The organism is Caballeronia sp. DA-9 (genome assembly GCF_051615025.1).
Classification (GTDB): Bacteria; Pseudomonadota; Gammaproteobacteria; order Burkholderiales; family Burkholderiaceae; genus Caballeronia; species Caballeronia sordidicola.
In genome coordinates this window covers 316,584-328,225 of sequence record NZ_CP195133.1, presented here as the reverse complement: position 1 = coordinate 328,225, position 11,642 = coordinate 316,584, and the positions used below count along the sequence as shown (strand labels likewise).

The 11,642-nt window shown below is 59.3% G+C and carries 14 protein-coding genes; 2 read left to right on the top strand and 12 right to left on the bottom strand.

All coding sequences use genetic code 11. The features are described 5' to 3' along the window. The first annotated feature begins 139 nt into the window (after positions 1–139). Positions 140–1,042, top strand: coding sequence for a bifunctional helix-turn-helix transcriptional regulator/GNAT family N-acetyltransferase (locus ACRWA7_RS17725; RefSeq protein WP_438395224.1), 903 nt, complete (start codon positions 140–142; stop codon positions 1,040–1,042). Between the two features lie 82 nt (positions 1,043–1,124). Here ACRWA7_RS17725 and ACRWA7_RS17720 read toward each other — a convergent pair whose 3' ends face one another. From ACRWA7_RS17720 to ACRWA7_RS17695, 6 genes are read right to left on the bottom strand one after another with little or no spacing between them, the layout of a single operon-like run. Next, entirely contained in the window at positions 1,125–1,724 is a 600-nt protein-coding gene (locus ACRWA7_RS17720) for an SCO family protein (RefSeq protein ID WP_438395223.1), read from the bottom strand. Continuing rightward, positions 1,721–2,626 carry a heme o synthase gene (cyoE, locus tag ACRWA7_RS17715; RefSeq protein WP_438395221.1) on the bottom strand — a complete coding sequence of 302 codons (906 nt, stop codon included), beginning with the start codon at positions 2,624–2,626 and terminating at the stop codon, positions 1,721–1,723. Before cyoE ends, ACRWA7_RS17720 begins: the two co-directional genes overlap by 4 nt. A gap of 6 nt (positions 2,627–2,632) precedes the next feature. Next, positions 2,633–3,784, bottom strand: coding sequence for a COX15/CtaA family protein (locus ACRWA7_RS17710; RefSeq protein ID WP_438395219.1), 1,152 nt, complete (start codon positions 3,782–3,784; stop codon positions 2,633–2,635). A gap of 46 nt (positions 3,785–3,830) precedes the next feature. Continuing rightward, positions 3,831–4,493, bottom strand: a complete 663-nt coding sequence (locus ACRWA7_RS17705; protein ID WP_438395218.1) for an SCO family protein — start codon at positions 4,491–4,493, stop codon at positions 3,831–3,833. A gap of 48 nt (positions 4,494–4,541) precedes the next feature. Beyond that, entirely contained in the window at positions 4,542–5,285 is a 744-nt protein-coding gene (locus tag ACRWA7_RS17700; RefSeq protein WP_438395216.1) for an SURF1 family protein, read from the bottom strand. Continuing rightward, on the bottom strand, positions 5,282–5,416 hold the full coding sequence (locus tag ACRWA7_RS17695) for a hypothetical protein (protein WP_438395215.1): 135 nt from the start codon (positions 5,414–5,416) through the stop codon (positions 5,282–5,284). The genes ACRWA7_RS17700 and ACRWA7_RS17695 overlap by 4 nt, the downstream gene beginning before the upstream one ends. Between ACRWA7_RS17695 and ACRWA7_RS17690 the strand changes: the two genes are divergently transcribed. Then, on the top strand, positions 5,415–5,624 hold the full coding sequence (locus ACRWA7_RS17690; RefSeq protein WP_060817322.1) for a twin transmembrane helix small protein: 210 nt from the start codon (positions 5,415–5,417) through the stop codon (positions 5,622–5,624). The two genes, ACRWA7_RS17695 and ACRWA7_RS17690, sit on opposite strands and share 2 nt — an antisense overlap. A 283-nt stretch (positions 5,625–5,907) precedes the next feature. Here ACRWA7_RS17690 and ACRWA7_RS17685 read toward each other — a convergent pair whose 3' ends face one another. The 6 genes from ACRWA7_RS17685 to ctaD all read right to left on the bottom strand — a co-directional run bounded on the left by ACRWA7_RS17685 (position 5,908) and on the right by ctaD (position 11,565). Continuing rightward, positions 5,908–6,765 (bottom strand): cytochrome c oxidase subunit 3, encoded by an 858-nt coding sequence (locus tag ACRWA7_RS17685; RefSeq protein WP_060817323.1) that lies wholly within the window; start codon positions 6,763–6,765, stop codon positions 5,908–5,910. A 75-nt stretch (positions 6,766–6,840) separates the two neighbouring features. Then, entirely contained in the window at positions 6,841–7,047 is a 207-nt protein-coding gene (locus ACRWA7_RS17680; protein WP_099050486.1) for a DUF2970 domain-containing protein, read from the bottom strand. Between the two features lie 80 nt (positions 7,048–7,127). Next, on the bottom strand, positions 7,128–7,700 hold the full coding sequence (locus tag ACRWA7_RS17675) for a cytochrome c oxidase assembly protein (RefSeq protein WP_075643234.1): 573 nt from the start codon (positions 7,698–7,700) through the stop codon (positions 7,128–7,130). A gap of 195 nt (positions 7,701–7,895) precedes the next feature. Further along, the gene (gene ltrA / locus ACRWA7_RS17670) at positions 7,896–9,224 is read right to left on the bottom strand and encodes a group II intron reverse transcriptase/maturase (protein WP_438395213.1); all 1,329 of its coding nucleotides are present in this window, start codon (positions 9,222–9,224) and stop codon (positions 7,896–7,898) included. 477 nt (positions 9,225–9,701) lie between these two features. Then, positions 9,702–9,839: a cytochrome oxidase small assembly protein gene (locus ACRWA7_RS17665; protein WP_438395212.1), complete on the bottom strand. Its 138-nt coding sequence runs from the start codon at positions 9,837–9,839 to the stop codon at positions 9,702–9,704. A 100-nt stretch (positions 9,840–9,939) separates the two neighbouring features. After that, positions 9,940–11,565 carry a cytochrome c oxidase subunit I gene (gene ctaD, locus ACRWA7_RS17660; protein WP_060817326.1) on the bottom strand — a complete coding sequence of 542 codons (1,626 nt, stop codon included), beginning with the start codon at positions 11,563–11,565 and terminating at the stop codon, positions 9,940–9,942. Positions 11,566–11,642 lie beyond the last annotated feature (77 nt).

Sequence of the window (11,642 nt, the reverse complement as noted above, 5' to 3'; positions counted from 1 at the left end):
ACTATAGTCGTCCGAACGTCTATGCAAGTTGCCGTATCACGCAAGGATCGCACGGCCATCCTATTTTTCGGCACAATGATTCCGATCGAATCGCCGGGGAAATCGGCGCGACGCGTGAATACATGGAACGAGGCAAAAAATGCGGAGAGACTCAAGCGAGGGTCTGAGGGATGCGGTGCGCCGCTTTCAATGGTTTTATACACAACACGTCTGGGCGCCACACGAACTCGTGGAGCAAAGTGCGTTGTCGCCGACTGAGTGGCGCGTGCTTTTCGCGGTCATGCACGCGGGTACGACGATCGCGGCCGAGCTATCGCGCACGCTTCAGATCAACACGGGCTATCTCAGCCGGATGCTCAACGAGTTCGAACGCAGCGGGTTGATCCGGAGAACGCCATTTGCCGGCGATGCACGCAGCCACCGCGTTTCGCTAACCCTTGCGGGCGAAAGCGCGCTCGCGGCAACCAGCACCCGCATGCGCAACAATGTGTCGATGGCTCTTGAATCCATGACGCCGGATGAGAGTTCGAAACTGGTGGCATCAATGGAAGTCGTCGAAAAATTGCTCACCCTGCCGCTCGAGACGCCGTGCGTTCGGCTACGCGGTCCCCGCCCGGGTGATTTTGGCTGGATCGTCGAACGCGAAGCCGAGCTCGCGACCGGCGGCCCGGCTGCGAAGCAGGCTCGTGAGATGCGCGCCGCGAAGGTCGTCGCGGATTTCCTGACGGCGCCCGATCCCACGCGCAATGCGTGCTGGATTGCGGAAAAAGAGGGTGTAAGCGTGGGCGCGGCTTTGCTGATCTGCGCGCCTGCGTCAGCCGATGCACGGATTGCGATCGTGTTCGTCGACGCCGATGCAGAACGCAAAGGCATCGGCCACCGGTTACTCGAAGCGTGCGAGGAGTTCGCTGTCGAAGCAGGCTATGAGCGGCTCGGCTGCGTGCCCGATCTTCAGCACGAACTGGTTGAGCCGCTGCTTCGCGGTTGCGGATTTCAAGAGCGAAATGAAACTGACGCGGTGTTGCAGAAATACCTGAAATAGCCGGCGTTGAATGCAAAAAGCCCGTTTCAACTTTCGTTGTAACGGGCTCTCCATTTTTCGCGCAAACGCGGCACGCCAAGTCTTAATCCAGCAACAGCTTCAAGTCATGAACCCAGATATCGACGCCCTGCCCGTCGCGAGCGAATAACCTCAAGCGTCCTTGCGGGTCGAATACGTAGCTTGCGGCCGTATGGTCCATTGTGTATTCGCCGGCCGTCTTGCCCGGAACCTGCGCGTAGTACACGCGGAAGTCCTTCGTGATTTTCACGAGTTGAGCGTTATCCGCAGGCCGCAGGCCAATGAACGATGGGTTGAACGCCGATACATATTCGCTCAGCAGCGGCGCGGTATCGCGGGTTGGATCGACGGTGACCATCAGCACTTGAACGCGCTTGGCGTCGTCGCCGAGTTTCTGGAGCGCCTGCGACAACTCCGCCATGGTGGTCGGACATACGTCGGGGCAATGCGTATAACCGAAGAACAAGACCACGGCTTTGCCCTTGAAGTCGGCCATCGTACGGGTCTTGCCACCGGTATCGGGCAATGAAAAGTCGCTGCCGAACTGCGTGTTGCCGGTAATGTCGAGATTCGTGAACGCCGGCTTGCTGTTGCACGCGGCGAGCAATGCCGCAACCAGCGCGAATCCCATCCATGCAACGATCCCGCGAACTGAAAACTTCATACGCCGATCACCGTGCGCACGTAATGATCCACGAGCAATGCGCCAAACAGCAGCGACAAATACACGATGGAGAACCGGAAGGTCTTGCGCGCAAGGGCATCGGAATAATCACGATAAATCTTCCACGCGTACCCGAGGAACATGCCGCCGAGCACAACGGCGGACGCAAGGTACAGCACGCCGCTCATGCCCGAGATGAACGGCATCATGGTCACGGCGAACAAGATGATGGAGTACAGGAAGATATGCAGCCGCGTGTACTTCTCGCCATGCGTATTGGGCAGCATGGGCAAGCCCGCGTTCTCGTAGTCCTTCCTTCTGTAAAGCGCTAGCGCCCAGAAATGCGGCGGCGTCCACACGAAGATGATCAGCACGAGAATCCACGCGTCGCCGGGGACATGTCCTGTCACCGCCGCCCAGCCAAGCGCCGGCGGCATGGCGCCGGACGCGCCGCCGATCACGATGTTCTGCGGTGTTGCCGGCTTGAGCAGGCACGTATAGATCACGGCGTAGCCAACAAACGTGGCGATGGTCAGCCACATGGTGAGCGCGTTCGTGAATGTGTAAAGCGTCCACATGCCCGCGCCGCCAAGCACCGCCGAGAACAGCAGGATCTGCGCGGGCGTGATCTCGCCGCGTGCGGACGGACGCCATGCGGTGCGGCGCATCATGGCATCGATTTTTTGTTCCATCAGGCAGTTGATCGCGAACGCGGCGCCCGCCAGCAACCAGATACCGACCGTTCCGCCAACCAGCACGGTCCAGGGCACCATGCCGGGAGTCGACAGGAACATGCCGATCACCGCGCAGAAAACCGCGAGTTGCGTCACGCGCGGCTTGGTCAGCGCCATGTATTGCGAGAGGCGGTTACCGGAGGGGGAAATCAGTGTCGTGCTGTCCATAGGAACTCACGGAGCTTGGCGCGGGAGTGGTGCGGCGTCCCGTGGGGTGACGGCAGACGATCCCACGGCGGGACTAAGAGCGTGGCCGTGACGGCTGGAAGAGATTCGAAAGTTTATCATAACGAGCAGTAGCAACAGGATGGCGGCGCCGCCGTTGTGCGCCACGGCGATAGGCAGCGGCCATTGCAGCACGATGTTCGACAACCCCGTCAGAAACTGCACGACGATCACGATCATTACGCCGTTCGCGGGTCTTCTCAATGACTCAAATCGACGCAGTTTCGCCGCGAGCCACAGCAGATAAAGCACGACCACCACCGCAAACGTTCGATGCGTCCAGTGAATCGCGACCAGCGCGTCCTGCGAAATGACATCGCCGTCACCGGTCATGCCGAGCGCGCGCCACAGGTGAAAGCCGTGCTCGAAGTTCATCGGCGGGATCCAGGCGCCGTTGCACAGCGGAAAGTCGGTGCAGGCGAGCACCGCGTAGTTGGTGCTGACCCAGCCGCCCAGCGCGATCTGCACAATGAGCAACAACAGACCCACGAGCGCCGCTGGCAGCCAGTGCGCGGCTCTTGGGTCGATAGCGGGAATCGGCGTCTGGCGCGCCGCCAGCCAGCCAAGCGCACCCAGCAACGCGAGACCGAGCAGCAAATGGATCGTCACGATCACCGGCTGCAGTTTCATGGTGACCGTCCACGCGCCGAACGCGCCCTGAACCACGATCAGCAGCAAGATGGACGTGGGCCACCACGGCGAGACATGCAACGCACGCCGCTTCAGACGCGCCGTCCACGCAATGATCACCTGCGCGATGATCAACACGCCGATCGCCATTGCGAAGTAGCGGTGGATCATTTCAATCCACGCCTTGCCGATACTGACCGGCCCCGTGGGCATGGCCTGATGCGCGGCCGTGATTGCTGCATGCGCGATAAATGGCGACGACGTCCCATAGCACCCAGGCCAGTCGGGACAGCCGAGACCCGAATCCGTGAGCCGCGTGAATCCGCCGAACATCACGAGGTCGAGCGTCAGGAAAGTCGTCAGCCAGACCAGCTTGCGGAATTTGTTGTCGTCCGCTTTCACCCACACGTACGACAGCGGCAGCAATGCAATGCAGATGCCGATCAAGCCAAGTTGTAAAACGTAAGTCATGCCTGCAGGGTCCTCAACACGTCCTCGCCTTTATTGCCGTTTCCGTTCAGCCAATCCGCGACCACTTCAGCAGCTTCGCCAGGTCCGCCTTGATCTTTTCGGGCTGCGGATCCTTCGGGAAACGCATCATGAGATTGCCGTTTGGATCGACGAGGAAAATGTGATCGGTGAGTTTCGAATCCGCGCCAGCCGGCAACCACGCAGCGACGGCTTTCGGATCAGCGATAAGCATGCGCATGTCCGGCTGCGGATACGCAGTCTGGATGACGGATGAAACCGGTTTGTTATCGGTGCGCAGCCAGACGTTGACCACCCGCTCGCGCTCGGCCGATTGCAGCACCCGAACCTGCCGCATGAAGAACAGGCGCGTCACGCACTTCTCGTCGCAATCGCCGCTGTTGACCGTGACCATCAGCCACTTGCCGCGCAAGGCGGAAAGCGGCATCGGCTTGCCTTGTTCATCGGTGACGACGAGTTGTTCCGGAATCGGCCGCTGAGGTTCGATCAGCGCGCCGTAGCTCGTCGTGCCGCCCGTTGGCTTGATCACGTAATACATGAAATACGATGCAAGCACGGGCGCCGCGCACACGAACGCGAGCAGCACAAGCATCCAGCGGCCCTTGTTCCACGAACCGGGCGTGCGTTCCTGTTGCTGAGCCCGCGCCTTGTTGACGGCGGACGGCGAAGGACGGGGAGTTTGCATGGACAAAATGTTGCCTCTATTCGTTTAGGAGCGCCGGTCGGTTCGCTCAGTACTTTATGCGTTGCTGTCGAGCGTGCGCGCCGCGCCATCTTTCGACTCGTCTTTTTTCGCCGCACGACGCGCGGCATAGAGCCCAAAGCCGAGCGCAGCCGCCGCCATGCCCCACCACTGGAGCATGTAGCCGTAGTTCGTATCGACACCGGTTGTGGGCGCCGGCCAGTCCCGCACCAGCTTGTCGCCGGTGTCATTCATTTGCTGGATCACGAACGGCTGCAGCGGCAAACCAGTTTCGGCAGCGTAGGCGGCTACATTCAGATTTTGTCGAATCTTCAATTTCGCCGCCGAGCCGCCCTGTCCAAGCTCAAAAGCCTGCGATGCATTCGCGCGCGCAATCCCTTCGATTTCCACTTCACCGCCCGGCGTGGCGTACGGTTCAATGCCCGTACGATCCGAGAGGTTTCGCGGCAGCCAGCCCCGATTAACCAACACCACGCCGCCGTCATCGAGCTTGAGCGGCATCACGACATAGAAACCCGGCTGATCGTTATACGGCCGGTTATCCAGATAAACAACCTGATCGGGCATGAACGTGCCGCGCGCCATCACCCGATGGAATTCGATATCTTTCAGTGCCATCGGCACAGCGCCCACCCGTTGCGCTGGCGCATTCTCGAACGCGACAATCCGCGCGTTGAGCTGCTCTTTCTGATGCGCGCGGTCGCGTTGCCAAAAACCAAGGCGTATTGTCACCGCCATGACGATCAGGATGATCAACGCCGGCCAAAAACGGATCTTCATAGAGCGCCTGCTGTTTTTCCGGATAGGGCGGCCTTCGCGAGCGCGGCAAAACTTTCAGCCAGCACGCGGCACATTACCTGCAGTGCGATAATTACAGGATTGAACTTCTTAGGCCAACTGGCTGTTTTCATGCACATATTCGTTGCCATTGCATTCATTCTCATCATCGCGAGCCTGGGTTCGGCGCTGTACTTCATGATGACCGACAAGGGCAAGAGCAAGCGCATGGTGTGGTCACTTGCCATGCGTGTCGGGCTGTCGATCTCGCTGTTTCTGTTCATCCTGTTCGCGCACTGGATGGGATGGATCCAGTCCACCGGTATCCCGCTCGGCCGCTGATCCTGCTCGAAACATGCGCGGTTCGTCCAGGCTCGCGCCGGCTTGAGTCAGCATTCACGCTTGACGTTCGCGGATTGTCACCGAATACGCACTCGCCAGCGCGCCCGGTCCTGCGGCAAAACGGCGCATCGCAAGCTGCCTGCTCAACTTCGCCAATCAGCAATTAAATGCAAAACGCCGCCCGAATCATGTCGAGGCGGCGCTTTGCAAAGCATCTTTTCTGTCGACTTCAAAACTACCTGAAAGGACGGCGCCAACGGGCGCGGTCCTTCATTACGAGCGCTTACAGCCAGTACACAACTACGTACAGTCCAAGCCAAACCACGTCCACGAAGTGCCAATACCACGCGGCGCCCTCGAACGCGAAGTGATGCTCCGCCGTGAAGTGTCCGCGAATCACACGCACCAGGACGACAGTGAGCATGGTGCCGCCGAGGAACACGTGAAAGCCATGGAAGCCGGTCAGCAAAAAGAAGGTCGAGCCATACACGCCCGAAGCCAGCGTCAGATTCAGTTCGTTGTACGCGTGGAAGTATTCGTATCCCTGGCAGCACAGGAAAAGCAGGCCCAGGCCGACGGTCGCGGCAAGCCAGATGATGGTTTTCCTACGATGATTCTCGCGTAGCGCATGGTGAGCCACGGTGAGCGTCGCGCCCGAACTCAGCAGCAGCGCGGTGTTGATCGTCGGCAACGGCCACGGCGTCATGGACCGGAAGTGCGAAATCAGCGCGGCCGGACCGTTGTTCGGCCAAACGGCGGTAAAGTCCGGCCAGATCAGCTTGTAATCCAGGCTGCCGAGTTCATGCAGCGCGATCTGCCGCGCGTAGAACAGCGCGCCGAAAAATGCGCCGAAGAACATGACTTCGGAGAAGATGAACCAGCTCATGCTCCACCGGTACGACAGGTCGACGTTCTTGCCGTACATGCCGCCTTCGGATTCCCCGATGGAATCGCCGAACCAATGCCACAGCGTGTACAACAGCCAAAGCAGGCCGACAACAAACGTGATCGGCGCCCATGGTTCACCATTGACCCACGATGCCAGCGAAGCCATGGAGACCAGAAGACCGGTCGCGGCCATGATCGGATGCTTCGACGGATGCGGGACGAAATAGTACGGGCTTTCGTTTTGACCGCTCATTATTGATTCTCCACTTCGATCCAGTTGCTTGAATTTTTCTGCCGTGGGTATCGCGAGAACGCGATTCCATCGAATTTATCCCACTACTGCCCGCACCACCACCAGCAACACGACGATAAACAGCGCCGCTCCAATGACGCCCGCCGCAATCAGATGCAACGGGTTCAAAGACGCATCGCTTTCCAGATCGCGACGGCGGCGTACGCCGAAGAACGACCAGAAAACCGCCTTCAGCAACCGGAGAAAACTGCTCTTCGGAACGGGCTTCTGTGTTTCCACCATCATGCTTCTCCGCCGCCGTATGCGGCTTTACGCGGCCGGGTGAACTGCGCCCGCGTATGTTGCCGCCACGCCCGGCCTTGTTAAATGCCGCTTCGTGACACCGACGCAGGCGTGTTCAATTCAAAAAACGTGTAAGACAACGTGATGGTCTTCACGTCCTTCGGCAACTTCGGGTCCACCACGAACACCACGGGCATGCGCCGCGTCTCGTTGGGCTTCAACGTTTGCTGCGTAAAACAAAAGCACTCGATCTTCTTGAAGTACTCGGTGGCCTGCATGGGCGCGTAGCTTGGAATGGCTTGCGCCTGAACCGTGCGCGCCTGCTGGTTGGTCACCTCGTACATCACCGTCATGACCTCGCCCGGATGCACATCCAACGTGTTCTGCTCCGGCTTGAACTGCAGCGGACCGCGCGCGTTGGCATCGAATTCGATGGCGATCTTGCGGCTCGTGTCCACCTGCGTGTTCTTCGCTTCCCGTGCGCCAACGTCGCGCTGCACAAGGTTGTTGATGCCGGTAATGGAACAGATCGCGCGATACATTGGCACGAGCGCGAAACCGAATCCGAACATGGCGGCGGCCACGACGATCAGCTTGAACATCATCGTGCGATTAAACGCGCGGTCTTCCTTTACCTCTTGAGGCGTCGACACGTTGCTTCCTAGCCCCTTGAACGCACGTACTGATCGGTAGAGTCGAGATGTGGCGCGGTGGCGGTAGGGTTGGTTTGTCTGTTGCCGCCCCTTTCGTCTGGCGGTGCCCGAATAACCTCACCATAGCTCCGTTTCCACATCCCGCTCATCGAACCGGACGTGCGGATTTCCCGCATCCGGCTCTCTTTCAGAACATCAGACCTTCGCGTTCGAACGGTTGGCGGCAAGCGTGCGGAGGCGTATCAGTCCCAATGATTCGTAAAGGAACTGGTCAGAGTATTGGCGGTACCCCGTTCCCGTCTTCCCGCGTTTGCGCATCAACCAGACCCGTAGGCGCCGCGCGACGTACCGGTCGAGATCTTCATAAATCCGCGTCACTGGGCCCTGACTAAAATAACCGGCCCAACCCCGCAACAACGGATTCAATTCCGTGACTCGACTTTCTACATCAAAGGCGTTCCAACGCCCCGTGGTGGCGTCGTGGACCGCATCCTTCAGCCGCTTGATAGACTTCTTCGACGGCCGAGTGCCCCAGTACGGACGGCCTCCCAAACCATAGAAGCGACCGACGGTATAACCGAGGAAGTCAAACCTTTCGTCCGGCAACTTCACCAGCCGAGTTTTCTTCTCGTTGACCGTCAGGCCAAGTTTTCCCATCAAGTGCCGCATCGCTCCCATGGCTCCCTCACCACGTCCTTCGCGACAGAGGATCACAAAGTCATCGGCATAATTCACGATTTCCGCCTGATACTTATCGGCGTAGCCGTGGCCATACCAAGCCAGCATGAACCGTCGGAAGTACAGGTTTGCAAGCAGTGGCGATATCACGCCACCTTGCGGTGTGCCTCGATGACTGTCCTTTGCTTCCGTGGATTGCCGCTCACCGTTCGATGTGCGTTCGATCACAGGCGCATTGAGCCAGTCACGTATCACCGACAGCACGGAGCCGTCGGCTATACGCCGAGCCACACAGCGCATCAGGTCGCCATGCGGAATGGTGTTGAAATAATCAGACAGGTCAGCATCGACAACATCCCGTGCACCCCGATCGACAATGCCGAAATGGATGCGCCGTAACGCCATCTTTGCGTCCACTCCCGTCCGAAAGCCATATTGCCAGCGAAACAAGTCCACTTCGAAGATCGGACCTGTTACCAGCAATACCGCCATCTGCACCACACGGTCCCGAACAGTTGGAATACCGAGTGGCCTTTCGCCACCACTAGCTTTGGGGATCCATACGCGCAGCAAGGGCTGAGGCCGATAAGTCTTGGCCTTTAACTCTTGCTGCAATCTTTCCAGCCAGTCGTTTCGTCCATGTTCTTCGATATCCTCAAAGCGCTCTCGATCGACTCCCGGCGCACCGCGGTTTGCGCGGCAGCGCCGATAGGCGTCGAACAGAACATCTTCTCGGCACACCTTGTCCCACAGACTGTAGAACCGCGTAGCCGGTTCGTTCTTTGCTTTCGTCTGCAATGTGGTCTGTAGCGTCCGAACCGAATCAAGCAGGGTTAGTAGACTCACGTCAATCCTTGGGTTCTTTCCACTTTCCGCCATTCGCTCTGAAACAGGGGGCCTTGGCTCCACCAGCGTTACCCGGCTTCATCACTACTACGCCCCCATCCGCCATCCGCGCGGCCGGCTCGATCTCTCACGAGATTGCCGTTGCGCGACTGCCCGCCACGCACCGACACGGACTTCCCTTGTTGCACGGTTAATCGCTTCTCTGCGTGCTGCCACCACTACCCCGGTGGAACCGCCGGATGCGTATCTCGCTCGCTTCTCCGACGACATCGGCCTTCCTCGTTATTATGGCGAGTCGGCTTCCACAACGACCTTTCGAGGCCTGCTCAGTGTTCACTCACGTTGCGGCCCGCAGAGCCCGCTGACCTCCTTCGAGGCCTTTTCAAAGAGTGCTTCAGCCCATTTGTTACCTCCTGGACCGCCCCTTGTGCTTCCGGCCGGAGCGAGAGTTGGCCGGGTCGGATTTGCACCGACCAATCAACCGTGCCTTAGCAAGGCACACACAACAACAGCCAGGAAAAATACCGCGGCGACCGCCAGCAGGATCAATCCGAGCCGCTTGTTGCCCGCGCGAACTTCCGCCGGCGTGCGTTGCTTCTGTGAATTACGGGTCATCCGATCAGGCTTTATTCCGCTAGTCATGCATTTCGCTGTCATGGTGCCGCTGGACGCAGCGCGGCGTCCCGCTGTTTCACGGAACGCGCCGCCAAAAACCTTACTCCACCTGCGGCGGACGCTCGAACGTGTGGAACGGAGCCGGGCTTGGCACGGTCCACTCCAGTCCTTCGGCGCCGTCCCACGGCTTGTCATCCGCCTTCACCAGATCGCCGCCGCCCCGATACGCGGGCAACGCGACCGCGAACAGGAAGTACACCTGCGCCAGGCCAAAACCAAACGCACCGATCGTCGCAACCTGGTTGAAGTCCGTGAACTGCGCCGGGTAATCCGCATAACGACGCGGCATGCCGGCGAGACCCAGGAAATGCATCGGGAAGAACGTGATGTTGAAGAAGATCATCGACGCCCAGAAGTGGATCTTGCCGCGCGTCTCGTTGTACATCCAGCCCGTCCACTTCGGCGCCCAGTAGTACCAGCCCGAGAACAGCGCAAACAGCGAACCGGCCACCAGCACGTAGTGGAAGTGCGCCACCACGTAGTAAGTGCCGTGCATCTGGATGTCGAGCGGCGCCATGGACAGGATCAGCCCTGTGAAGCCGCCCATGGTGAACACGAACAGGAAGCCGATGGCAAAGACCATCGGTGTTTCGAAGCTCAACGCACCGCGCCACATGGTGGCAACCCAGTTGAACACCTTCACGCCCGTTGGCACCGCGATCAGCATGGTCGCGTACATGAAGAACAATTGGCCCGTAACCGGCATGCCGGTCGCGAACATGTGGTGCGCCCAGACCATGAACGACAGGATCGCGATAGATGCCGTTGCATACACCATCGAGCTATAGCCGAACAGCGGCTTGCGCGAGAACGCCGGGATCACCTGCGACACGATCCCGAACGCCGGCAAGATCATGATGTACACCTCGGGATGCCCGAAGAACCAGAAGATATGCTGGTACATCACCGGATCGCCGCCGCCCGCCGCGTTGAAGAACGACGTGCCGAAGTGGCGGTCGAACAGCACCATGGTGATTGCGCCCGCGAGCACCGGCATCACGGCAATCAGCAGGTACGCGGTGATGAGCCAGGTCCAGCAGAACATGGGCATCTTCATGAGCGTCATGCCGGGCGCGCGCATGTTGAGGATGGTCACCACAATGTTGATCCCGCCCATGATCGACGACGCACCCATCAGGTGGATCGCGAAAATGGCGAAGTCCATGCCCGGGCCCATCTGCGTGGACAACGGCGCGTACAGCGTCCAGCCTGCAGCGGTCGCGCCGCCCGGAACGAAGAACGACGTGATCAGCAAAATGGCGGCAACCGGCAGCAGCCAGAAGCTGAAGTTGTTCATGCGCGCGAACGCCATGTCCGACGCGCCAATCTGCAGCGGAATCATCCAGTTCGCGAAGCCCACGAATGCCGGCATGATCGCGCCGAACACCATGATCAGGCCGTGCATGGTGGTCAACTGGTTGAAGAACTCCGGTCGCATGATCTGCAAGCCGGGCTCGAAAAGCTCGGCGCGGATCATCAACGCCATCACGCCCCCAGAGAGGAACATGATGAACGAGAACAGCAGGTACAATGTACCGATGTCCTTGTGGTTGGTCGCGAATAGCCAGCGACGCCAGCCGTACGGCAGTTCGTGCGCGTGCTCATCGTGATCATGAGCGTGACCGTGTTCGTGGCCCGCGGTTACATCGTGTCCGATGCTCGACATGACAATCTCCTAAAGCGAATACTGCGGCACTTGGGCGATACGCTACGCCTGCTTTCTTTCAGAAAGAAGCTTGACGT

Bases quoted from the DNA above. Each gene is read 5' to 3' on its own strand.
- ACRWA7_RS17725 (WP_438395224.1), top strand. From the start codon at position 140: ATGCGGAGAGACTCAAGCGAGGGTCTGAGGGATGCGGTGCGCCGCTTT.
- ACRWA7_RS17720 (WP_438395223.1), bottom strand. From the start codon at position 1,724: ATGAAGTTTTCAGTTCGCGGGATCGTTGCATGGATGGGATTCGCGCTG.
- cyoE (WP_438395221.1), bottom strand. From the start codon at position 2,626: ATGGACAGCACGACACTGATTTCCCCCTCCGGTAACCGCCTCTCGCAA.
- ACRWA7_RS17710 (WP_438395219.1), bottom strand. From the start codon at position 3,784: ATGACTTACGTTTTACAACTTGGCTTGATCGGCATCTGCATTGCATTG.
- ACRWA7_RS17700 (WP_438395216.1), bottom strand. From the start codon at position 5,285: ATGAAGATCCGTTTTTGGCCGGCGTTGATCATCCTGATCGTCATGGCG.
- ACRWA7_RS17690 (WP_060817322.1), top strand. From the start codon at position 5,415: ATGCACATATTCGTTGCCATTGCATTCATTCTCATCATCGCGAGCCTG.
- ACRWA7_RS17695 (WP_438395215.1), bottom strand. From the start codon at position 5,416: ATGAAAACAGCCAGTTGGCCTAAGAAGTTCAATCCTGTAATTATCGCA.
- ACRWA7_RS17685 (WP_060817323.1), bottom strand. From the start codon at position 6,765: ATGAGCGGTCAAAACGAAAGCCCGTACTATTTCGTCCCGCATCCGTCG.
- ACRWA7_RS17680 (WP_099050486.1), bottom strand. From the start codon at position 7,047: ATGGTGGAAACACAGAAGCCCGTTCCGAAGAGCAGTTTTCTCCGGTTG.
- ACRWA7_RS17665 (WP_438395212.1), bottom strand. From the start codon at position 9,839: ATGACCCGTAATTCACAGAAGCAACGCACGCCGGCGGAAGTTCGCGCG.
- ctaD (WP_060817326.1), bottom strand. From the start codon at position 11,565: ATGTCGAGCATCGGACACGATGTAACCGCGGGCCACGAACACGGTCAC.